General features: G+C 38.7%; 22 protein-coding genes and 1 pseudogene. 3 read left to right on the forward strand and 20 right to left on the reverse strand.

Features of this window, described 5'->3' with window-relative positions; genetic code table 11:
• Nucleotides 1–52: 52 nt before the first annotated feature.
• Nucleotides 53–1402 carry a branched-chain amino acid transport system II carrier protein gene (brnQ, locus tag LRA01S_RS03525; RefSeq protein WP_061774259.1) on the reverse strand — a complete coding sequence of 450 codons (1350 nt, stop codon included), beginning with the start codon at nucleotides 1400–1402 and terminating at the stop codon, nucleotides 53–55.
• Nucleotides 1403–1560: 158 nt separating this feature from the next.
• Entirely contained in the window at nucleotides 1561–2592 is a 1032-nt protein-coding gene (locus tag LRA01S_RS03530; RefSeq protein WP_061774260.1) for a branched-chain amino acid aminotransferase, read from the reverse strand.
• Between the two features lie 143 nt (nucleotides 2593–2735).
• Here LRA01S_RS03530 and LRA01S_RS03535 point away from each other — a divergent pair, with 143 nt between their 5' ends.
• Nucleotides 2736–3491 carry a mechanosensitive ion channel family protein gene (locus LRA01S_RS03535; RefSeq protein ID WP_061774261.1) on the forward strand — a complete coding sequence of 252 codons (756 nt, stop codon included), beginning with the start codon at nucleotides 2736–2738 and terminating at the stop codon, nucleotides 3489–3491.
• Here LRA01S_RS03535 and rnhB read toward each other — a convergent pair.
• From rnhB to LRA01S_RS03595, 12 genes and pseudogenes are all read right to left on the reverse strand, one after another.
• On the reverse strand, nucleotides 3488–4258 hold the full coding sequence (rnhB, locus tag LRA01S_RS03540; protein ID WP_061774262.1) for a ribonuclease HII: 771 nt from the start codon (nucleotides 4256–4258) through the stop codon (nucleotides 3488–3490). The two genes, LRA01S_RS03535 and rnhB, sit on opposite strands and share 4 nt — an antisense overlap.
• Nucleotides 4245–5120: a ribosome biogenesis GTPase YlqF gene (gene ylqF, locus LRA01S_RS03545; protein ID WP_061774263.1), complete on the reverse strand. Its 876-nt coding sequence runs from the start codon at nucleotides 5118–5120 to the stop codon at nucleotides 4245–4247. Before ylqF ends, rnhB begins: the two co-directional genes overlap by 14 nt.
• A 300-nt stretch (nucleotides 5121–5420) precedes the next feature.
• Nucleotides 5421–5948 (reverse strand): flavodoxin domain-containing protein, encoded by a 528-nt coding sequence (locus LRA01S_RS03550; protein WP_061774264.1) that lies wholly within the window; start codon nucleotides 5946–5948, stop codon nucleotides 5421–5423.
• Between the two features lie 231 nt (nucleotides 5949–6179).
• A complete protein-coding gene (locus LRA01S_RS03555) occupies nucleotides 6180–6692 on the reverse strand; it encodes a GNAT family N-acetyltransferase (RefSeq protein ID WP_096824035.1) in 513 nt (170 codons plus the stop codon).
• 95 nt (nucleotides 6693–6787) lie between these two features.
• Nucleotides 6788–7099, reverse strand: coding sequence for a DUF3784 domain-containing protein (locus LRA01S_RS03560; RefSeq protein WP_061774265.1), 312 nt, complete (start codon nucleotides 7097–7099; stop codon nucleotides 6788–6790).
• A gap of 22 nt (nucleotides 7100–7121) precedes the next feature.
• The gene (locus tag LRA01S_RS03565) at nucleotides 7122–7841 is read right to left on the reverse strand and encodes an HAD-IIB family hydrolase (RefSeq protein ID WP_061774266.1); all 720 of its coding nucleotides are present in this window, start codon (nucleotides 7839–7841) and stop codon (nucleotides 7122–7124) included.
• Nucleotides 7842–7877: 36 nt separating this feature from the next.
• Entirely contained in the window at nucleotides 7878–8747 is an 870-nt protein-coding gene (locus LRA01S_RS03570) for a putative PEP-binding protein (protein WP_061774267.1), read from the reverse strand.
• Nucleotides 8748–8790: 43 nt separating this feature from the next.
• Nucleotides 8791–9576 (reverse strand): ABC transporter permease, encoded by a 786-nt coding sequence (locus LRA01S_RS03575; RefSeq protein WP_061774268.1) that lies wholly within the window; start codon nucleotides 9574–9576, stop codon nucleotides 8791–8793.
• Between the two features lie 2 nt (nucleotides 9577–9578).
• The gene (locus LRA01S_RS03580; RefSeq protein WP_061774269.1) at nucleotides 9579–10397 is read right to left on the reverse strand and encodes an ABC transporter permease; all 819 of its coding nucleotides are present in this window, start codon (nucleotides 10395–10397) and stop codon (nucleotides 9579–9581) included.
• A gap of 236 nt (nucleotides 10398–10633) precedes the next feature.
• Nucleotides 10634–11390: pseudogene (locus LRA01S_RS03585) on the reverse strand (ABC transporter ATP-binding protein); the annotation flags it as partial.
• Between the two features lie 238 nt (nucleotides 11391–11628).
• Complete coding sequence (locus LRA01S_RS03590) at nucleotides 11629–12132, reverse strand: GNAT family N-acetyltransferase (RefSeq protein ID WP_061774270.1); 504 nt, start codon at nucleotides 12130–12132, stop codon at nucleotides 11629–11631.
• 88 nt (nucleotides 12133–12220) lie between these two features.
• Nucleotides 12221–13087 (reverse strand): NAD(P)-dependent oxidoreductase, encoded by an 867-nt coding sequence (locus LRA01S_RS03595; protein WP_174519818.1) that lies wholly within the window; start codon nucleotides 13085–13087, stop codon nucleotides 12221–12223.
• Nucleotides 13088–13145: 58 nt separating this feature from the next.
• Here LRA01S_RS03595 and murT point away from each other — a divergent pair, with 58 nt between their 5' ends.
• Nucleotides 13146–14492 (forward strand): lipid II isoglutaminyl synthase subunit MurT, encoded by a 1347-nt coding sequence (gene murT / locus LRA01S_RS03600; protein WP_061774272.1) that lies wholly within the window; start codon nucleotides 13146–13148, stop codon nucleotides 14490–14492.
• On the forward strand, nucleotides 14489–15265 hold the full coding sequence (gene gatD, locus LRA01S_RS03605; protein ID WP_061774273.1) for a lipid II isoglutaminyl synthase subunit GatD: 777 nt from the start codon (nucleotides 14489–14491) through the stop codon (nucleotides 15263–15265). The genes murT and gatD overlap by 4 nt, the downstream gene beginning before the upstream one ends.
• Before the next feature lie 22 nt (nucleotides 15266–15287).
• Here gatD and LRA01S_RS03610 read toward each other — a convergent pair whose 3' ends face one another.
• The 6 genes from LRA01S_RS03610 to LRA01S_RS03635 form a co-directional block, all read right to left on the reverse strand.
• Nucleotides 15288–15746 carry a MarR family winged helix-turn-helix transcriptional regulator gene (locus LRA01S_RS03610; protein ID WP_061774274.1) on the reverse strand — a complete coding sequence of 153 codons (459 nt, stop codon included), beginning with the start codon at nucleotides 15744–15746 and terminating at the stop codon, nucleotides 15288–15290.
• The gene (locus tag LRA01S_RS03615) at nucleotides 15743–16165 is read right to left on the reverse strand and encodes an SRPBCC family protein (protein ID WP_061774275.1); all 423 of its coding nucleotides are present in this window, start codon (nucleotides 16163–16165) and stop codon (nucleotides 15743–15745) included. Before LRA01S_RS03615 ends, LRA01S_RS03610 begins: the two co-directional genes overlap by 4 nt.
• Nucleotides 16166–16339: 174 nt before the next feature.
• A complete protein-coding gene (locus LRA01S_RS03620) occupies nucleotides 16340–16651 on the reverse strand; it encodes a hypothetical protein (RefSeq protein WP_061774276.1) in 312 nt (103 codons plus the stop codon).
• Nucleotides 16652–16739: 88 nt separating this feature from the next.
• A complete protein-coding gene (locus tag LRA01S_RS03625) occupies nucleotides 16740–17018 on the reverse strand; it encodes a hypothetical protein (RefSeq protein ID WP_061774277.1) in 279 nt (92 codons plus the stop codon).
• A gap of 3 nt (nucleotides 17019–17021) precedes the next feature.
• Nucleotides 17022–17858 (reverse strand): MFS transporter, encoded by an 837-nt coding sequence (locus tag LRA01S_RS03630; RefSeq protein ID WP_061774278.1) that lies wholly within the window; start codon nucleotides 17856–17858, stop codon nucleotides 17022–17024.
• Nucleotides 17859–18109: 251 nt separating this feature from the next.
• Nucleotides 18110–19606, reverse strand: coding sequence for a MucBP domain-containing protein (locus LRA01S_RS03635; protein ID WP_061774279.1), 1497 nt, complete (start codon nucleotides 19604–19606; stop codon nucleotides 18110–18112).
• Between the last annotated feature and the right edge of the window lie 197 nt (nucleotides 19607–19803).

Below are 19803 nucleotides of genomic sequence, written 5' to 3' on the forward strand. Positions count from 1 at the left end.
AAAAGTCACCTAAGTTATGACAACTTAAGTGACTTTTTCTATGTTATAAACCTTATTTTGTTGACTTGTTTTCGACAACTTGCCAAATGCAACCCACGACCAAGCCAATGGCTGCAGGGACAATCCATCCCATTCCAATCGAAAAGAAAGGAAGGGTGTGTTTAGCGAAGTCCAGTAAATTTGCCATCAAGACGTTAGGATGATCTCCCATCGGAATGGCGTTAAGACCATCAAAGATCGCAGCAATCAGCGTAAAGCCAGTCGTCACTTGATAAACCCGTTTAGAATAATGGAATAATGGGCTCAACAAAGCCAAAATAATCAAAGTAATGGCAAGCGGATATAAGAACATCAAAACCGGAATCGAAATTTGAATCAGATTGGTCAACCCGACATTGGCAAACAAACACGGCAAGACACTCGCCAAAATTACGTAAAAACGGTAAGAGAATCTAGGGTAAAGTTCAACAAATGTCTCTGAGAATGCTGTGATCAAGCCAACCGCTGTTTTCAAACAAGCGATAATAATGATCAAGGCCAAGATAATCGTCCCAAAAGTCCCCAAATAGTAATTCGAAATCTGAGATAAGGCAATCCCACCATTTTCACTCATCGCAAACTTACCAAGACTCATCGTCCCCAAGTAAGACAGACAGGTGTAAATAATCCCCATGAGTAGCACACTAATCCCACCTGCTTTGATGGTATCAATCGCAATCACCTTAGGATTGGTCACACCACGTTGGCGAATGGTTGTGACGATGATAATCCCGAAGGCTAGCGCCGCAAGCGCGTCAAGTGTATTATACCCTTGAGTAAAGCCAGCGATAAATGGTGAGGTTTGATAAGCTGTCCCAACTTTTGCATGACTGACACCACCCATCGGCCCAGAGAAGGCAACGACCAATAAAAGACCTAGTAAAATTAGAAACAGTGGATTCAAAAACTTACCGATATAATCTAGGATTTTTGATGGTTTGCGTGAAAAGAACCAAGCAGCTGTAAAAAATAAAAGACTGAAAAGTGCTAACAATGGTTTTTGTGCACCAGCTGACAAGAAAGGTGATAAGCCAACCTCAAAAGATGTCGTCGCTAAGCGTGGTAAAGCAAAGAATGGACCAATCACTAAATATAATAGCGTTGTAAAAATATAAGCGTACTTGCGATTGATACGTGATGCCATATCAAAAAGACCAGAACTTTGAGAAAGACCAACAGCGATAATCCCTAAGAATGGTAAGCCAATCCCCGTCACTAGAAAGCCAAGGTTAGCTTGGAAGATTGCTGCTCCTGCTTCTTGTCCCATATGCACAGGGAAAATGAGATTTCCTGCCCCAAAAAATAACCCAAATAACATTGAACCAATCAGTAAATAATCACTGATTTTTAGTTTCTTATCCATAAAACTCCCTTATAAAATAATTGTATCTTATATAGGATATCAAAATGTTACATAAATTACAATAAGGCTCGGTCAGTTGGTTTGAAGATGATATGATCAGGGAAAATAGAAACGTTTTACATAAATTTAATTATGTAAAACGTTTCTTGTGATGTGATTTAATCCGAAATCTCAACTTTATAAATCCAACCTTCAGGTGCTGTTATATCACCCTTTTGAATCCCGACTAATTCATTGTAGAGTTGGCGAGTAACTGGTCCGACTTCTGTTTCACTATAGAATACATGATAGTCATCGCCATTTTTAATGCCACCTATTGGTGAAATAACTGCTGCTGTTCCACAGGCTCCAGCTTCAGCAAAACGATCTAGATCATCCACATAGACATCACCTTCGGAAGCTTTCAATCCTAAACGATGTTCTGCTAAATAGAGAAGAGAATACTTGGTAATTGATGGTAAAATTGATGGACTAAGCGGTGTCACAAACTCACCATCCTTAGTAATCCCAAAGAAATTGGCTGAGCCAACTTCTTCTATTTTTGTATGTGTGGTTGGGTCTAAATAAATGACATCAGAATAGCCAGCATCATGCGCTTCTTGGCCTGGTAGGAGGCTTGCAGCGTAGTTACCACCAACTTTGGCTGCACCAGTGCCGTGGGGCGCAGCGCGGTCAAAATCTCGTGAGACGATAAACTTAGTTGGCGCTAAGCCACCTTTAAAGTAATTGCCAACAGGCATGGCAAAGACCGTAAAGATATATTCTTGGGCGGGTTGCACACCAATGATGTCACCAACACCAATCAAGAGTGGACGTAAGTAAAGACTACCACCACTTTCATAGGGTGGAACATATTCATGATTTGCTTTTACGACAGCCTTAACTGCCTCAACAAAGAGGTCAGTCGGGACTTCAGGCATCATTAAACGTCTTGCCGTTTTTTGCAAACGTTCCGCATTTTGATCAGGACGAAACAATTGAATCTCACCTGCTTTTGTGCGGTAGGCTTTCAAGCCTTCAAAAGCTTGTTGGCCATAGTGCAAGGCAGGTGATGACTCTGAAAGATGGAGTGTGGCATCTTCCGTTAAACTTCCCGCATCCCATTGACCATCCTTAAAGCGGGCAATAAAGCGATAGGGCAAGTTCATATACTCAAAACCAAGATTTTCCCAATCAATATTAAGCGTCATAAATAACCTCTTTCATCTATCAAGCAAACAAAGGATGGATATTTGAAACCCATCTCGTCTAAAAATTTGTTATACTTATTTTAGCCCTTTTTGTGCTTTTTTGCAACAATTTACTTGAATTTTCTGAAAATTATTGATTTGGAGTGTCTCTTTTGAAATATCTACACCTAGAAACCTTATTCGATACAGCCGTAGAAAAAATCATCTACGTCATAATTGCAAGCGTCCTATTTTTCATCTTCTATCGCATTTTAAAGCGGATCATCAAGCATTTATTTGACAACTATAGCCGTATTAATATCGCCGATAGCGCGCGTGTTTTAACCCTTTCACGCCTGACTCTGTCTGTCTTCCAATACCTGACTGTCTTCCTTTACATCTACACGATCCTAGGGATCTTCGGTCTGCCCGTCGCGAGCTTGCTTGCAGGTGCTGGGATTGTCGGTGTTGGTCTTGGCTTTGCTGGACGAGATCTGATGACGGACATCATCAACGGCTTCTTCATCATCGTTGAACATCAAGTTAACGTTGGCGATACTGTCAACTTCAAGAACCTGGATATCACAGGTACCGTCATGGTCATCGGGATTCGCTCCCTCACCCTCAAAACTAGCGCTGGTGCCTTAGTGTTTGTACCCAATCGAAATATTACAGCACTTGCCAACCTCTCACGACTTGATCACCACATTTTCTTAGATGTGCCAGTTACTGAGGAAAATGTTACAGACGTCAAACAACGGATGCTCAGTGTCAACAAAAACTATCCGAACGCAGCATTTGTGGGGGTTCAGATAGTTGATGAAAAAGTGTATTTGCGGTCTCAACTGACCGGCACCTATCGTGAGATATCAGAACAGAAAGCTCAGATTTTATCTCAGTATTACGGATTAGACGATTAACCACGCCCAACCATTGATTTGATTGGTTCAAATGATTGCCGATGAATATCTGTGAAGCCTTGCTTAGCAAGCCCTTCCAGATGTTTTTTTGTACCATAACCAGCATTGTGGGTGAAATCATAGCCAGGGTAGGTTTGATCGTATTCTGTCATCATCTGATCTCGTGTCACTTTGGCAACAATGGATGCTGCTGCAATGGACATGGATTTAGCATCTCCTTTGATCAGAGAAGTTTGCGGGATATCATTCTCTAAACTCATGGCATCAATCAACAGATGTTCTGGCTTAAGTTCAAGATGCTCAATCGCCTGTAACATGGCCAGTTTGGTCGCTTCGTAGATGTTGACCTGATCAATGACGTGATTGTCGATGATCCCGATACCCACTGCGAGGGCTTCAGCCATGACGCGGTCATAGACGGCCTGATGCTGCGCTTTAGGAATCTGTTTACTATCGTTGAGGCCAGGAATTTGACAATTTTCGGGTAAAATGACGGCTGCTGTGACGACAGGACCTGCTAATGGGCCACGGCCAACTTCATCGATGCCAGCGATTAAGGAGATATTTTGGGCATAGAGTTCGCGTTCATAGGCTAGCAAAGTTTCAAGTCGGGCTGCTTCATCAAGGGCAGCTTGAATTTCACGTTGGCGTTTGGCGATTAATTTTTGCACGCCTTGGCGTGTATCCTGCGACCATTCGTCAAATAGAGGGTCTGACAGGGTTTGCGCTGCTTGGAGTAGCTCTCCCACTGCTTTAATCGTTGTCATCTTGCGCGTCCTCTTTGTTAAGGTCTGACACACGGTCGAGGGTGTAGGTTCCGAGCTTGCTGTCGCGGACATCTTTGATAAACATGTCATAAAAACGGTCGTAATCATCTCGGAAGCCATATTTTTGAGTCAATAAGACGATTAAATCAACAGCAGATAAATTCATCTGTTCATCTGTTAATTTGAAGCGATTTTGAAGTTCAGTTGGGTAGTTAGATTTGAAGAAATCCAGACCGAAAATCGTGATCTCATCTTTGGGAATCAGGTCGTCCTTAATTGCACCCGTCAAGGCGAGCTTCAAGCCGACTGTTTGGTCCTCAAATTTTGGCCAAAGAATACCTGGTGTATCTAAGATTTCCAATTCTTCATTGGTTTTCAACCATTGCTGCCCTTTAGTGACCCCTGGCTTATTACCTGTAATGGCGATTTTTTTACCTGCCAAGCGGTTCATGAGGGTTGACTTGCCGACATTAGGAATGCCGATGATCATGGTTCTGATGGCTTTATTTTGAATGCCACGCTCAGAAGCACGTTTGAGTTTGTCTGCAAGGACTTCTTTGGCAGCCTTGGTCAGTTTTTTGACAGTTTGCTGCTCTTTGGCGTTAATTTTAACGGCTAAAATGCCCTGTGCTTCAAAATAATGAACCCATTTTTGAATTTCCAAATCATCGCCTAAATCTTTTTTATTGATGATGACAAGACGTGGCTTAGTGCCGATAATCTTATCTAACATGGGATTTCGGCTTGATAGAGGCAATCTAGCATCCACCAACTCCATCACCAAATCAACATGTTTTAAATTTTCCTGAACTTGTCGACGTGCTTTGGACATGTGACCTGGAAACCATTGGATTACTACCATTTCTTATAACTCCTTGTGTACCAAGGCTTGATAGCCTTAGAATCTCTTTTTTGTATTTAATGGGTAAAATTTTAGTTCACTAAACCCAATTCTTTTGTTATTTTTTCGCATGCTTTAACTGAATTTGTTCAAGCCATTAAAAAAATGATAAAATGTATCTCGATACTCGATACTAATTTTACCATATTTTTCAGTTATTTTCAGGGGTTTTCTTCGTGGGTACTACTAGGTAATAATAGTAGAAAAAGATATGTCATATCGTTATCAAAATGCTAATAGTTAATGATTAGCAAAATACTTTCACAGCTTTACATTCTTTACATAGCTAATCAATGGTGAAATCATCTTTTTATCTGTGAAATCAACCTTTTCACCATTGGTCTCTAGTATCGCTTTACCTTCAGCAGACATCTCCGAATCAGATTTTTTCTCAACCGTCTTTTTGAGTAATGCCATCAAACCGCGATGGAGGAAACTGAGTTTTTGATAATCAATCCCTCCACGAAAATGATAAACTTGATTGGGTTGATATGCTTGATTTGGGAAGCCTTTGGCCATAATCTCTGAATAATTCATGATTTTAGGATCAGCAAGTCCAACTGTGAATATTACAAGATGTTTGAACTTGCTTTTTGAAACCAAATCTACGCCAAGTATGCTACCTGCATATAAACCACCCCCATAAATAATCATGTCATATTGACTTAAATCAGATACAGATACTTTTTTCCTATTCAATAAATCAGCATCAAGTGATTCAGCAATCCACTCAGCATATTTTAGGGTCGTACCATAATGTGTTTGATAGACAACTGCAATATTATTCATTTGAATGATCTCCGTTTATACTTGTCATGAAATAATTGATGTGTTTGTCAACCATGTCAGAAGTGCGTTCTTTTACGCAATGTTGGAATTATTTAACTTTATTTTTACTTTTATGCCCTCTATCATGAACGAAAAAGGCATGATAGTAAATTATATTCTGAATTTAGAAATGAACTAAAATATTCTAGATTTTGACTTTTGTTCCAGACCTCATATACAAAGCAATCAAGATTATAACAATTTAGCCATATAAAATTCATCAACAAAGTCACCATCAATCATCATAGCATTTTTCTTAGTTCCTTCGACCACAAAACCTTTTTGCTCATATAATCGTTTGGCCACAAGATTGGTGCGGATGACAGTTAGTTCAAGACGTTTAATGCCATTCCCTTTTGCCCAATTATCTAGGGATGTGAAGAATGTCTTACCGATGCCTTTTCCACGGTAGTCTTTTTTTATCCCCGTTACAATATAAGCGGTATGTTTCACGCGATTAGGCGTGCCGCGCAAGGCTAAAATATAACCGATAATCTGATGATTGACTTCTGCAATAAACAAATAGTTTTTATTGTCCTTTGCACTTTGTATCAAGACTTCAATTTCTTTGATTTCTGAAGCAGTATTTTCTCTTTCGCCAGGTTCATACATCATGAATTTTGTTTCATGATCCAATTCATTCATCATGTTCCAAAATAACTGCGCTTCGTTTGTCTGTAGTTTTCTGTATAGAATCTGATTCATAACATTTTCCTTTGCTAAATTCATTGAAAAGCAAAGTTGCAATTCAAGATAGTCGCAATAAAACTAATTATGATCATAGTTAGTTTTAAAGTGGCTTATTGATTTTTGCTTTTTCTGCCATTTACATAAATCATCGCAATGATAATCAGCAAAATTTGGCAGATAAACCAGACTGTTTTCCCTTTAGAATAAAGTACCATTGCACCTATTATAACTGAAGAAAGCAATAGTAAAATACCTATTATTTTCCCGATGAATTTGCTATTTAGCTTCTCTTTATCTGATTGACTTAAGGTATTGTAACCAGCAATTAAGAAGAGCCATTTTCCTCTGAAAAGTTGACTACCCGTCATCATTAATATGACACCTATGATGAGTGCTAGCCATTCATTATGTCCAATTACCATTTACTCTCCTCTTTCATAGCAATCAAGTTTCAAAAATCTCATCATAGCAGTCAACTAAATAATTTGCCTTTTCTTTAACGCTATCTGGCGCATCATAAAAGCTAAAACTCTCATCAGTTGTTTCAAACATGGGGATGTCATTTTCGCCATCGCCAATTACTTGAACCCTGCTGCTTTCTAATTTAGAGAGCAGGGTCGCAATCCCACTTTTCTTATTTGTTCCCTGACTAATGATATCAATGTAACTATGATTATGTTGAATGGAAAGGTCAGGATTTTCTTTTATCTGATCAAAGCAAGCTTGAGCGGCTTGATTGCTTGTTAATGCCATTGTCAAGCCTAATAAGCTATCACTTTCTGTAATGTCATTTATAGCTTCTAATAGATCCTGAACCGAGTCAAAGATTCGCTCTTTTAAATTGATGACTAAGAATAGGCGATTGATGCCTTCTATGGTTGCTAGTTCAGCAACTTGTGCTTTTAAAACTGCCAAGCTGATTTCGCTCGCATACAAAATGTTAAACTCTTGATCGATCAGCATAGCCCCATTGGACAAAATAGCATAGTCAAAGGTATCAAAAGCATACTTTTGCGTAAAGTGATGAAAACTATCATAGTTTCTACCTGTACAGAGCACAAAGGTATTGGACTTTCTGAAGTTGTCTAGTTTTTGTCGATCAAGTACAACTTTGCCTTGTCTGATGAGCGTTCCGTCGATATCACTGATTAGTAGTTTTGTCATGCTTCTCCTCTTTGTACATCTCTTATCTGTCTATCGTTAATCTGGTGCTCTTAAATCTAGCTCATGCGCTCTGATTTTTTCTTTCGTTAGTTTTTTGATATCAACTAGATGGTTGGGATGAGCAATTTCCCTACCAAATATTTCGGGAATCAAGTTGTAATGTATCACGCACTTAATCCCTTTGCCATTCAAAGTTTTGACTAGGTTTTTCGATAAATACCCTGCTACTACTATCTCAACCCCCATCATTGTCGCTTTATCATTAATATCAGAGATAATTTGAGACATGATAAGGCTGTCCATTTGATGCCACTGATCTTCTCGAACAGCTCCAAAAATAAATGAAGTCAAATCATTCATACCAATGACTATTTTTTTGATGCCGGTTTGTAAAATATTATCCAAGTCAAAATATGCTGAAGGTAATTCAATCATACAACCGATATCGCCTTGAAAACCATTGCCTCTAATAAACTTGATAGCTTCTGAAAGTTGGGCGGCATCATTAACAAAAGGTAGGAAAACACACAGATTGTGATGGGATTGATAGACTGAAACCATCACCTTTAGCTCTGCTAGAAATTCATCTGAGAACTCAAGTAGTCTTCTCAGGCCTCTTAAACCAAACAAAGGATGCTGATCTTCTAATTGTGTTCTTGTTCCTTGTAAAACATTAGCTTCGGTTATGGTTAGCTCAGAGAATCTATACCAAACTAATTCATCAGCGTATAGTTGACATAACTCCTCTAGATATTGACCTATCTTTTTTTGAGTCACTACATTCAGAACACTTTGATTAAGCTCTCTTATGAGATACTCTCCTCTAATCATCCCGATATTCTCAAATAAATCTGGATAAACCTTTTCACATATCCTCTCACCACTTAGAGCTAATTCATTTTTCAAGTTTTCACCGTCCCTTCTGTATGCTTATAAAAGAGAGACTGCATTAAGACCCAGCAGATTCATAAACGCTAATTCCCTTATCCCAGATTTTTAGGGCAAGGCAAAACAACAAGATTGAGATGACAAATAGGCCACCGATATGAAAGGCAAAGTTTTGTCCTGTGATGAGATAATCTGCGGGATAAAAGGCGGTAAAGGCAAAGGGAAGGACAAAAGTGATGAGGGCGCGAATGCCTTTGTTATAGATGCTAAGTGGATATTTAGAAAAATCATTAATCATATAAAAGACATACATGACACTGCCTGCTCGTTTGCTCCAAAAGGCCATGCTGGCCGCGATGATTTTTAGACTCGTGTAAATTAAGGTTGTAAACGGGATAGAGATGATAAAAATACAAACTTTCAACCAATCCCACTGCACCACACTGATATTCAGCGTTAAAAGGGATATACCGATGATCAATTCGCCGAAGGCATCCACTTGAAAGTGTTCCACTAGAACATGGAACAAAGGATTAAGGGGGCGTGTCATGTATTTATCAAATTCGCCTTTCCAGACTAGGCGCTGACCCACTGCCCAGAGGTTGTCGAAAAAGAGATGGTCGATGCCTTTAGGAATCAGTGAAAACCCGTAAATGAAAGCAACTTGTTTAAATGTCCAGCCGTTTAGAGAAGGAATTTGGCTGAAGATGATGCTAATAAAGAGAATTTCCAAGCCCTGTGTGAGAAACATCCCAATAATCCCAACGAAAAAATCGCTTTTATATTCGATGAGCTGTTTGAGGTATTGTTTGATGAAAATGACTTCTAATCTGAGAAATTTCTTCATGTTTAGCCTCCTTGGACGGTTAAATGCTTGATTGAGACACGCCAAATGAGTTTAGATAGACCGTAGAAAAAGAGAACCCAAAAAACTTGTAAGGCGATGAGCTCAAGTGCTACAGTTAGTGTATATCGGCCTAGGTAGATAGTGACGGGGGTGTAAATCAACGAAGCGAATGGTGAGATTGACAAGATTTTTGAGACGATGTCGGGGAAAAAACTGAGTGGGATCAAGGTACCTGACATAAAATTAACAATTGAGTTTTTCATCAAGTTCGCACCCCAGAGATTTTTTAGAACGAATGCAGAAAAACCAAAGCATAAGTTAAAATAGAAATTCAATAAGTAACCCAACAGACAACTGATGAGAAACAAGCAGATATTGACAGGATTAAGAGGCAGCGACTGGGCATGGAAAAGCTGAAAGAGTAAAATCCCACCTAAAATTGGTACAGTAATCATAAATATTTGAACCAACTTGCGACCGATTTCTTCAAATAAATAAGTTGCCGAAAAACTGATTGGCTTTAAGAGACGCATGGCAATCGTGCCACTTTTCACATCATCACCTATGTCATCGTTGCTATGAGAGTGTGTAAATGTCCCTACATAAAAACTCAAGAAGACATACAAACTCATTTCAGGTAAGGTAAAATCGTTCAGAGTTGCGTGTGTTGAGGCATCAAAAATAGCACGCCACAAAAAATAAGTGACCACAGCACCCAAAATATCCCCTAAACGAAAGAGCAGAAAATCAAGTCGAAATGCCATGCTACCCTGGATACCTGCATCTATAAAAGGACGATACTGCCGAAAACGTTTAAACATTCTCAATCTCCTTTCTGAAAAAGCGCCGAATTATTTCTTAAATATCCGCATCCTTGACAGCAATATCCTTCACATTCGCTCGACTCAGCGTAAACTTAACCAAAAGTCAGGAATCGCCACCTTAGTCGCATCAAACTGGATCGTCACCTGTAAGCCATCTTTTATCACCTCTAAATCAGAAAAATGCTGGTGATAATCTAGCCGCTCAACCTCTAACTGCTGCGTCATCTCAAATCTCACTTCGTGCATCTTCCCAAAACGCTGTTTGAGCTGTGACACGGAACCATCAAATATCTCCTGCCCCCGATCAATCATAAAAATTCGATCACAAAGCAACTCAATATCATTCAAATCATGTGTCGTCAATAAAATCGTCGTCTGCTCCTCCTGATTGATCTGCTTAATCGCCTTGCGGATATTATCTTTAACCGCAACATCAAGCCCAATCGTTGGCTCATCCAAAAACAAAACTTTTGGATTATGGAGTAGGCTTGCGGCAATGTCCGCTCGCATCCGCTGACCTAAGCTAAGGGTGCGGACAGGATCTTTGATAAAGGCATTTAAGTCTAACACTTCGTTTAGAAAAGCCATTCTTTTATGGAATTCCGTGTCTGAGATGTCATAAATTTCCTTGAGGACGCTATAAGTTTCTTGCAAGGCAAGATCCCACCAGAGTTGTGTCCGCTGACCAAAAACAACACCAATATCTTTGACATATGCTGTTCGATTTTTCTGTGGATTTTTACCATTGATCAGACAAGTGCCGCTGGTTGGTGTCAAAATCCCCGTCAGCATTTTAATCGTTGTTGATTTACCTGCACCATTGGCCCCGATGAAGCCAAAGATTTCACCTTTTGGAATCTCAAAATTTAAGTCTTTCACAGCCTCAAAAGTTTCAATTTGTGGCTTAAATAAAGATTTGAATCCCGCTTTTAGGCCGGGCTGTTTGACAGTTTTTTTGAAAGTTTTATCTAGGTGTTCTACAACGATCATCTTGTCCATTTTCCATCTCCATTATCATTCTTCTTACTAATTAGTAAGCGCTTTCTTTTCATATTATAACTTTTGAGTTTTATAATGTCAAAAATTTATTAGTTTTCTGATACTTTTGATGGTATCAGAAAAATCTTAAGGATTCATCTGAACGATTTGTGCCGATATAAATGACAGAAATACAAAAAACACCCAATTCTGGATGTTCTCAAAATTCCAAATAGCTGAAATCGTCTAGTTAACCCTCTATCTTAACTTCATCTCGAAAAATCCCCATAATCAAGCTATCATGATACTCCCCATTGGCATAAAAATGCTGACGCAAACGGCCTTCTTGGATAAAGCCTGCGCCATCATAGATATGAATCCCAACATGATTATCGACATCAACATAAAGGTAAACTTTATGCATATTGAGCATATTAAAAGCGTAATTCAAGCCTTTACGAATGGCTTGTTTTGCTAATCCTCTACCTTGGTAGGCTTTTCGCACGATAATCTGAATTTCTGTCGTGCGATGAATGTAATCAATTTCCACTAATTCAATCACACCTGCAAACTCACCGTCGAGATCGATGACAAAACGACGTTCACTAATATCGTGGATGTGCTTGTCATATAAACTGTTCAATTCATCAATGGATTCATAAGGTTCTTCAAACCAAAGTGCCATTGTACTCTGGTGATTATCGAGTTGATGAATAAATGGTAGGTCATTTCTTTCTAACGGTCTGATTTGCATCGCTATCGGCTCCTCTTTTTAATAAATTATGTATTTGACATAATTATAAATATGTCAAATTTAAAATAGATGTTTATCTTAAATTAATTCAGTCCCACCAAAGCTTAATCAAAGCCTGTGTTCCGGCGTCATTAAAGCCTTTGTCTGCTAGTTTTTCATATAAGGCTAGGGCACCTTGTGTTGCAGGTAAGTCTAAGCCCATTTTTTGTGACTCATCCAAGGCAATCTTCAGGTCTTTGATAAAATGTTTGACGAAAAATCCTGGAGAGTAATCATCTTTTAAGATACGAGGCCCATAATTCGCGAGTGACCAGGTATTGGCGCCGCCAGCTAACAAGGTTTCAATGACTGCTGGCAAATCTAGGCCTGCCGCTTTAGCATAGACCAGTAATTCTGACATAGCAGTCATGGTGCCAGCGATCCCAATTTGATTGGCCATTTTGACGTGTTGCCCACTACCAGCAGGGCCAAAATATTGTGCTTTTTTAGAGATTTTATCGAATATCGCTGTGACTTGATCAAATGCTACTTGGTCGCCACCTGCCATAATCGTCAATGTGCGATTTTTGGCACCGATATCGCCACCACTAACTGGTGCGTCTAGTGTCAAAACATCTAGTTCACTTGCTTTTTCAGCAATCTTTTTAGCCAAGGTAGGTGTTGAAGTCGTCATATCAATTACGATCTTCTGAGCTGAAATGCCTGAGAAAATACCTGTTGTGTCATCAAAGTAAACTTCTTCTACATCTGTTGGATAACCTACCATGGTGATAACAAGGTCGCTTGCTGCTGCGACTTGACGTGGCGTTGTCAAGTAGCTAGCACCATTGGCTACCAAGTCATCTGCTTTTGAAGCTGTGCGGTTATAAACGTAGAGCTCATAACCGTCAGCGATGAGGTTAGCTGCGATAGCATGCCCCATTACGCCCAAACCGATAAAACCAATTTTCTTAATTTCTGTCATGATGATACCTCCACTCAAATTTTAACACAAAATGTGGTAAAATAGTCTCATGACATTTAAATCAAGTTTAGCGGTTTTCGCCGGAAAATCCAGCCAATTTATACTTCAAAAATTCTTCAAGCGTGGGTCGACTTTCCCTGGCCGTCTGGCGCTCAAAATAGATCCTAAGATCCTTGACACGATTGCGCGTGATTATGAGATTGTCGTCGTGACCGGTACCAACGGCAAGACCCTCACAACAGCACTGACTGTGGGGATTTTAGAAAATGCCTTTGGCCAAATCGCGACCAACACGACAGGCGCTAACATGATCACCGGCATTGTGTCGACTTTCCTGTCTGCCAAGCGAAACAAAACAGGTAAAAATATCGCCGTGCTTGAGATTGACGAGGCTAGCCTACCTGCAGTGACCGAATACATCACGCCGAGCCTCTTTGTTTTCACTAACATTTTCCGCGATCAGATGGACCGTTATGGTGAAATCTACACGACCTACGACTTCATTATTAAAGGGGCCGCTAAAGCGCCCAATGCGACTGTTCTTCTGAATGGCGATAGCCCACTTTTTAACTCGAAAGCCTTGGTTAACCCTGTTAAGTATTATGGTTTTGACCACGAGCATCATGCGCCTAAGCGCGCACATTATAATACAGAAGGCATCGTCTGCCCCAACTGTCACCATATCCTAGACTATACGATGAACACCTATGCCAATCTAGGCGATTACATTTGTCAGAACTGCGGCTTCCACCGTCCTGAACTTGATTATCGCTTAACAGAGTTAACCAATATCACCAATACGACATCAGAATTTGTCATTGATGGTGCGACTTATCAAATCAATGTCGGTGGTCTCTATAATATCTACAACGCCCTTGCTGCGGTGTCAGTTGCTGAGTTTTTCGGTCTTGAATCTTCTTTGATCACGCAAGGTTTTAACAACTCTCATGCTGTCTTTGGTCGTCAGGAAAGCTTCAATGTTGGCGATAAAAAATGTACACTAGTCCTCATTAAAAATCCAGTAGGTGCTAACCAGGTCTTAGATATGATGAAATTAGCCCCATATCCATTCGCCTTAGTCGCTTTACTCAATGCCAACTATGCGGATGGGATTGATACCAGTTGGATTTGGGATGCGAATTTCGAGACCATCCATGACCTAGATGTTACCAGTGTGATTACGGGTGGTGTTAGGCATACTGAGATGGCACGCCGCATACGTGTTTCAGGCTTTGATCCTGATAAAATTACGGATAGCGAAAAACTCGCTGACGTGCTTGACCTCATCGAACAACAGGACAGTGAACACGTCTATATCTTGGCTACTTATACGGCCATGCTTGAGATGCGAGAAATACTGGCCAATCGCCACTATGTGAATGGAGAAATGAAATGACCTATACTTCTATTAAATCTGAAGGTGATTTCCCCTATGACCTGCGTGTCGCTCACCTCTACGGGGATCTCATGAACACCTATGGTGACAATGGTAATATCCTCATGCTCAAATACGTCGGTGAAAAATTAGGCGCTCGCATGACTTTCGACATCGTGTCGCTTGAAGATAGCTTTAACGCTGACGATTATGATCTTGTCTTTTTCGGTGGTGGTCAGGACTATGAACAATTCATCGTCAGTCAAGATTTACCGACAAAAGCAGTTGAAATCAAGAAATTCATCGAAAATGATGGTACCATGTTAGCCATTTGTGGCGGCTTCCAATTCCTCGGTAAATATTATATTGAGGCAAGTGGCCGTAAGATCGATGGCATCTCAGCTATGGACCACTACACTTTGAACCAAGAAAATAACCGCTTTATTGGTGACATCGAAATCCACAATGATGAATTTGATGAAACTTACTATGGTTTTGAAAATCACCAAGGCCGAACATTCTTGGCAGACAATCAAAAACCACTCGGACGTGTCATCATTGGTCAAGGTAATAACAACGAAGATGGTACAGAAGGCATGACCTATAAAAATGTCTTCGGTTCCTACTTCCACGGTCCAATTTTATCCCGCAATGCTCGCCTTGCTTATCGCATCGTGACGACTGCCTTTCACCAAAAATATCCAGATGTTGCCATTCCAGCCTTTGAAAGCATCTTGGCAGACGAAACAAAAGGTCAGAAAATTACAGATATCAAAAGAAAAGTTGAGAAATGAGATTTCTCAACTTTTTTTGATTTTAACTATTATCCTGAATTAGTGTGTGCAACAAGTGATTAAATGTTTTTTCATCATCTTTGAGAATGGAGAAAAACTGCGTATCGATAGCCTCAACAATTTTTAGCGCCCGATTTAAAATCTGCGTACCTTCTGTCGTGATCGAAAGCACTTTTGCACGTGTATCAAGTTTAGAAGTTGTCCGATGAACAAGCTCCAGTTTTTCTAAGTTTCTGATAATCGTTGAAATTGTCATGACATCTATATCAGCACTGTTGGCAACATCTATCTGTTTGACTTCATTTTGATGTTGCTTTAGATAACCGAGCGATGCTAAAACAACAAACTGTGGATGCGTTATACCGATATTAAGTAACTCACTTTTAATTTTTCGATGCCAAATATTATAAGCTTTAATAAATGAAAAACCAATAGATCCTGCTGAATTTTCGGCATATTTTGACTGAAAATTATCTTTCATTTTGTTGTAGATGCCTTAATTAAAGCAAAAATTGACTGAGGAACATCTTCAAAAACCTGTGTTAAAAAGCCTAAATGTTCTTGATTATCAACACCATCAAGGCTAACACATGATACGCTATGCCTTACAAGCGTTCCCTGTTCAGTTTTAATCAACTCATGATTTAAATATAGTGAGCCCAAGTCAGGAATCTTTGTTTCATCACAAAAACTCTTATTCTCTGTCACTTCAACCAATTCAAAAGCCAGTGGTGGCATACCTTGAAGGGTCATCTCGCCTGAAACACCTTGTTTAAAATCACCTTCTAAATTAATCGCTATTAAATCATCTTCCCATTTAAACCAATTATTAACAGTTGCATAATTGACCCAAATTTCCTCTGGTGTAAGTGCCGTAAGCGTTTCAAAACTAAATTTCATGATGTTCTCCTTTTTATAGTAAGTTATATTATTATAAAAACACTTACCATTCGGCTTGTAAAGAGAAAGTTTGAAAAAAATATTCGATTAATTGTGAAATACGAAAAACAACCTCGAAAGATTGTTTTTCAAAGAATTAGCCGAAATGACATGGTTTATCCGTTCAATTTCCTTTCAAAAGCCTAAGTCGACAAGTGATAGTACTTCTTTCCCGATAGAGCGAGCATAGGATATTTCACTTTTGGTGCTCTCTCCGAGATAGCCATTAATATTGACCATATAAATCGCATCTGACATGATAATTTTTTGTTTGTGTAACTTCCCTAAAATTTCGAGTTCTTCCTCAGTATAATCCTCCTTATCCTTAGTTGGATAGGTAATACTAAGGACACAATTCCCCTCTAACTCTATTCTTTCAGCAATTGTTTGAACCTCAGCCATGGATTTTAAACTTCCACAGATTGTAATAATTTTCGCTCTGTCCATTTTTACTCCTTGACTTTCATTGAATGGTCACTTCTTCTTTACCCACCAAATATGCAGTAAGTAGACCTACGAGTAAAAAGCCCAACCCTTAAAAGGCGATGATAAAATTGATCGGTACTATTTTTTGGAAAAAAGTTGCCAACCAAATCCCCAAAGGATAGATGCCGAAGGCAATATACTTAAATGCAGTATTAACGCTCCCCAAAATTTCTTTGGGCGTCTGAATCTGTCTAAAGGTGATGATATAGATGGTTCGGATTGATAGCGAACAAGACAAAATAAAAGTCGCAATTAAATAAAGCAGGTAGTCATTAAAACACAATAAAATACCACTAAAGGCAATCCCTACACCAGAAAAAAGCATCATCCGCTAGAAATAAATCTTATGATTTGAAAAGGTAGACAATAAGAAGGATCCTACCAAACTCCCAATCCCTGCCATCGAGAAGATCAACCCAACTCGAGTAAGTTGCCCCATTTCAGTATACTTGGTGATCATCAAAGTATCCATCGGCGCATCAAACAAATTACCCAAAGCCAATAAAACCAGAGCTATCAGCAATTTCTTATCTTCAAAGATATAGGTAAAAGATCTGACTAAAGAATAGGAACTTGCTGTTGTTTTTTGATCTGCTTGATGGTTATCTGCAACTTCTGCAACGAAATATAAGTTAATCAAGGCGAGTAAAAATATCCCAGAAGATACTACGACGAGTAAACTGATGAGTCTAGTCTGTTGGATGAAGCCAGAAATGTTAGGTGCGATAATCATGGCTAAACTGCCAGAAAAAAACACAGCTGAATTGTATTTGGCTAGTCTCATATCATCAAGTATTAAGGGGAAAAAGGAACTTTCAGCAATTTGATAAGTAGACGTTACAACATTGTTAAGTCCCAATAATAGAGCAAATACCAGCAGATGATGATAACCAGTACCCATAATAACAAGAAATGCCAAAGTTAGCATCAAGTCTAGAAGTACCGTCAGTTTAAGAAGACTTTTCCGATTATGACGATTAACAATCTTAGCAATCACTGGTCCCAAGATTAAAAAAGGTAGCGTATCAAAAATCATCATGCTTCCGATTGCCTTGGCGTCTGTTAGCAAACTAGAGGCATATAAGACGATGATCAGCCTAAAACTGATTTGCGTGAATGTGACGAGATTTGCTGAAATATAGAACTGCTCCCAAAGTTTTTTTAACATTTTTCCCTTACCATTTTATATTATGAAAACGATTTTACTATATTTATATTATACGAATAATTATTTTATTAATCAAAAATTTAGATTGAAAATTAAGAATTACTGCTATACTTGTGAAATATTATTTTTGTTTTCCATTACTCACCCCTGGTCAAAAAATACCTTTGAGGGTGTAACAAGTTACAAGAAAAGACCCCGAAAGGTCAATCTTAAATTTTATATTCAAATGTGTGAAAATTAGTCAAATAGGGTTATTCAAATTCTTGTTTGAATAACCATGCTTTCAAACTAAGTAAAAACAATGAAATACCGACTAACATTACTGGAATATTATTTGAGTCTCCTGTATTTGGTAACGCCTCTTTTGCTTGTTCCTCGCTTGTTTTTCCGTAAACATAAGTAACTGTTTGTTCTTTGTCGGAAAGCTTACCAATGGTTTCACCTTTCACTTCTTTAAAGGTATAGCCGTTAATCACTTGTTTATAAGCATCTGTCGAAACATCATAGGCATCACCAACATTACCAGAAATCGTTTTAGCAGTTGCAATCTCATTATCGGCAGTATCTTGATACTTAACAGTTAGGACTTTCGATTTAATTGGGTTCTTAGTATAAACGTAAGTAACGACCTGTTCTTTATCTGTTAGTATACCAATGGTTTGACCTTGTACTTCTTTGAAAGTATGACCATCAATATCTAGTTTGTGTTCATCAGTTGACACATCATAGATATCACCGATATTACCTGAAATATTTTTTGAATCTGCGATTTTTTCGCTGGCAGTATCATGATATCTAACAGTTAGAGGTTTTGCTTCAACTGGATTCTTAGTATAAACGTAAGTAACTGTTTGTCCTTGATCAGAAAGGGTACCTGTAGTTTGACCTTGTACCTCTTTAAATGTATAACCGTTAATGTTTTGTTTATAAGTATCTGTTGAAACATCATAAGCGTCGCCAACATTACCTGAAACTGTTTTAAAATCTGCAATTTTATTACCAGAAATATCTTGATACTTAACTGTTAGGTCAGATGCGACGTAACCAAAAGTTATCGAAAAAGATGCATTAACATTGAGGTTGTTGCTATTGTTGACATTAGACTCCCACGAAAAATGAATCTGACAAAACGGACCATCTGGAAATTGAATTTGTCCAGGAGTATTGACAAAAGTTTGTCCAACTAATTTACTATAGTCAACGCTATAGTATGGATCAAGTGTGAATTTAATACCGCTGTTTTGAACTTCCGCATTATAATGGAGAGGGACACTAGGATAAGGATTCCCTATATATAAAGATGCATATGTCATAAAGTTGGTAGCAGTAAATGGGGCATTAAAAATTTTAGCATCACTAAAACTTAAAAAGAAACTGGTATAGTTATTTTGGTTCAGAGAAAATACCTTATTAATAGGCCAGGTGTTATGTGGATCTATGCCTACATTAAGATAACTGTTGAACTTTGAACAATCAATACCATTAGGAAAGACCGACTTCAAATCTCCACTGAATATCCAAGACGCTTTTTCCTTTATATCAGATGATAATAAATCATTAACGGAATCAAATGTTCGGCTAGAGGTATCTGAGCCTAGAGAAAAATTCACGCCATTGGCATATTCTAATCCAGTAAAATCTGTGATCTGTCCAAATAAGTTTGTACTAGAATCCGATATATGGATGTGTTGGCTACCTAATAGCTCTTTTGTTATTTCATCGACATTATTTAAACCTAAACATTCCACGATCACTTTTTGCAGATTTTATCAGGCATCCAACTGTCAATATTTTCTGCACTACGTAGCAAACCAGAGAATTTTGAATCAAATTTACTACTAGATGAATTCGCAGAAACAATCGATGTAGTCATTTGACTCGCGACTAGCAATAAGAGTAAACTTGTACCTAGATATTTTGTTCTCATAATCTCACCCTTTTTTTC

Source organism: Pseudolactococcus raffinolactis NBRC 100932, from assembly GCF_001591765.1.
GTDB lineage: Bacteria > Bacillota > Bacilli > Lactobacillales > Streptococcaceae > Pseudolactococcus > Pseudolactococcus raffinolactis.

Coding starts and splice junctions, on each gene's coding strand:
- LRA01S_RS03550 (WP_061774264.1), bottom strand. CDS start 5,948: ATGAATAATATTGCAGTTGTCTATCAAACACATTATGGTACGACCCTA.
- LRA01S_RS03530 (WP_061774260.1), bottom strand. CDS start 2,592: ATGACGCTTAATATTGATTGGGAAAATCTTGGTTTTGAGTATATGAAC.
- LRA01S_RS03615 (WP_061774275.1), bottom strand. CDS start 16,165: ATGAAATTTAGTTTTGAAACGCTTACGGCACTTACACCAGAGGAAATT.
- LRA01S_RS03630 (WP_061774278.1), bottom strand. CDS start 17,858: ATGTTAAAAAAACTTTGGGAGCAGTTCTATATTTCAGCAAATCTCGTC.
- rnhB (WP_061774262.1), bottom strand. CDS start 4,258: ATGACAACGATTAAAGCAGTGGGAGAGCTACTCCAAGCAGCGCAAACC.
- LRA01S_RS03580 (WP_061774269.1), bottom strand. CDS start 10,397: ATGTTTAAACGTTTTCGGCAGTATCGTCCTTTTATAGATGCAGGTATC.
- brnQ (WP_061774259.1), bottom strand. CDS start 1,402: ATGGATAAGAAACTAAAAATCAGTGATTATTTACTGATTGGTTCAATG.
- LRA01S_RS03555 (WP_096824035.1), bottom strand. CDS start 6,692: ATGAATCAGATTCTATACAGAAAACTACAGACAAACGAAGCGCAGTTA.
- LRA01S_RS03560 (WP_061774265.1), bottom strand. CDS start 7,099: ATGGTAATTGGACATAATGAATGGCTAGCACTCATCATAGGTGTCATA.
- gatD (WP_061774273.1), top strand. CDS start 14,489: ATGACCTATACTTCTATTAAATCTGAAGGTGATTTCCCCTATGACCTG.
- ylqF (WP_061774263.1), bottom strand. CDS start 5,120: ATGGTAGTAATCCAATGGTTTCCAGGTCACATGTCCAAAGCACGTCGA.
- LRA01S_RS03620 (WP_061774276.1), bottom strand. CDS start 16,651: ATGGACAGAGCGAAAATTATTACAATCTGTGGAAGTTTAAAATCCATG.
- LRA01S_RS03590 (WP_061774270.1), bottom strand. CDS start 12,132: ATGCAAATCAGACCGTTAGAAAGAAATGACCTACCATTTATTCATCAA.
- LRA01S_RS03565 (WP_061774266.1), bottom strand. CDS start 7,841: ATGACAAAACTACTAATCAGTGATATCGACGGAACGCTCATCAGACAA.
- LRA01S_RS03575 (WP_061774268.1), bottom strand. CDS start 9,576: ATGAAGAAATTTCTCAGATTAGAAGTCATTTTCATCAAACAATACCTC.
- LRA01S_RS03610 (WP_061774274.1), bottom strand. CDS start 15,746: ATGAAAGATAATTTTCAGTCAAAATATGCCGAAAATTCAGCAGGATCT.
- LRA01S_RS03625 (WP_061774277.1), bottom strand. CDS start 17,018: ATGATGCTTTTTTCTGGTGTAGGGATTGCCTTTAGTGGTATTTTATTG.
- murT (WP_061774272.1), top strand. CDS start 13,146: ATGACATTTAAATCAAGTTTAGCGGTTTTCGCCGGAAAATCCAGCCAA.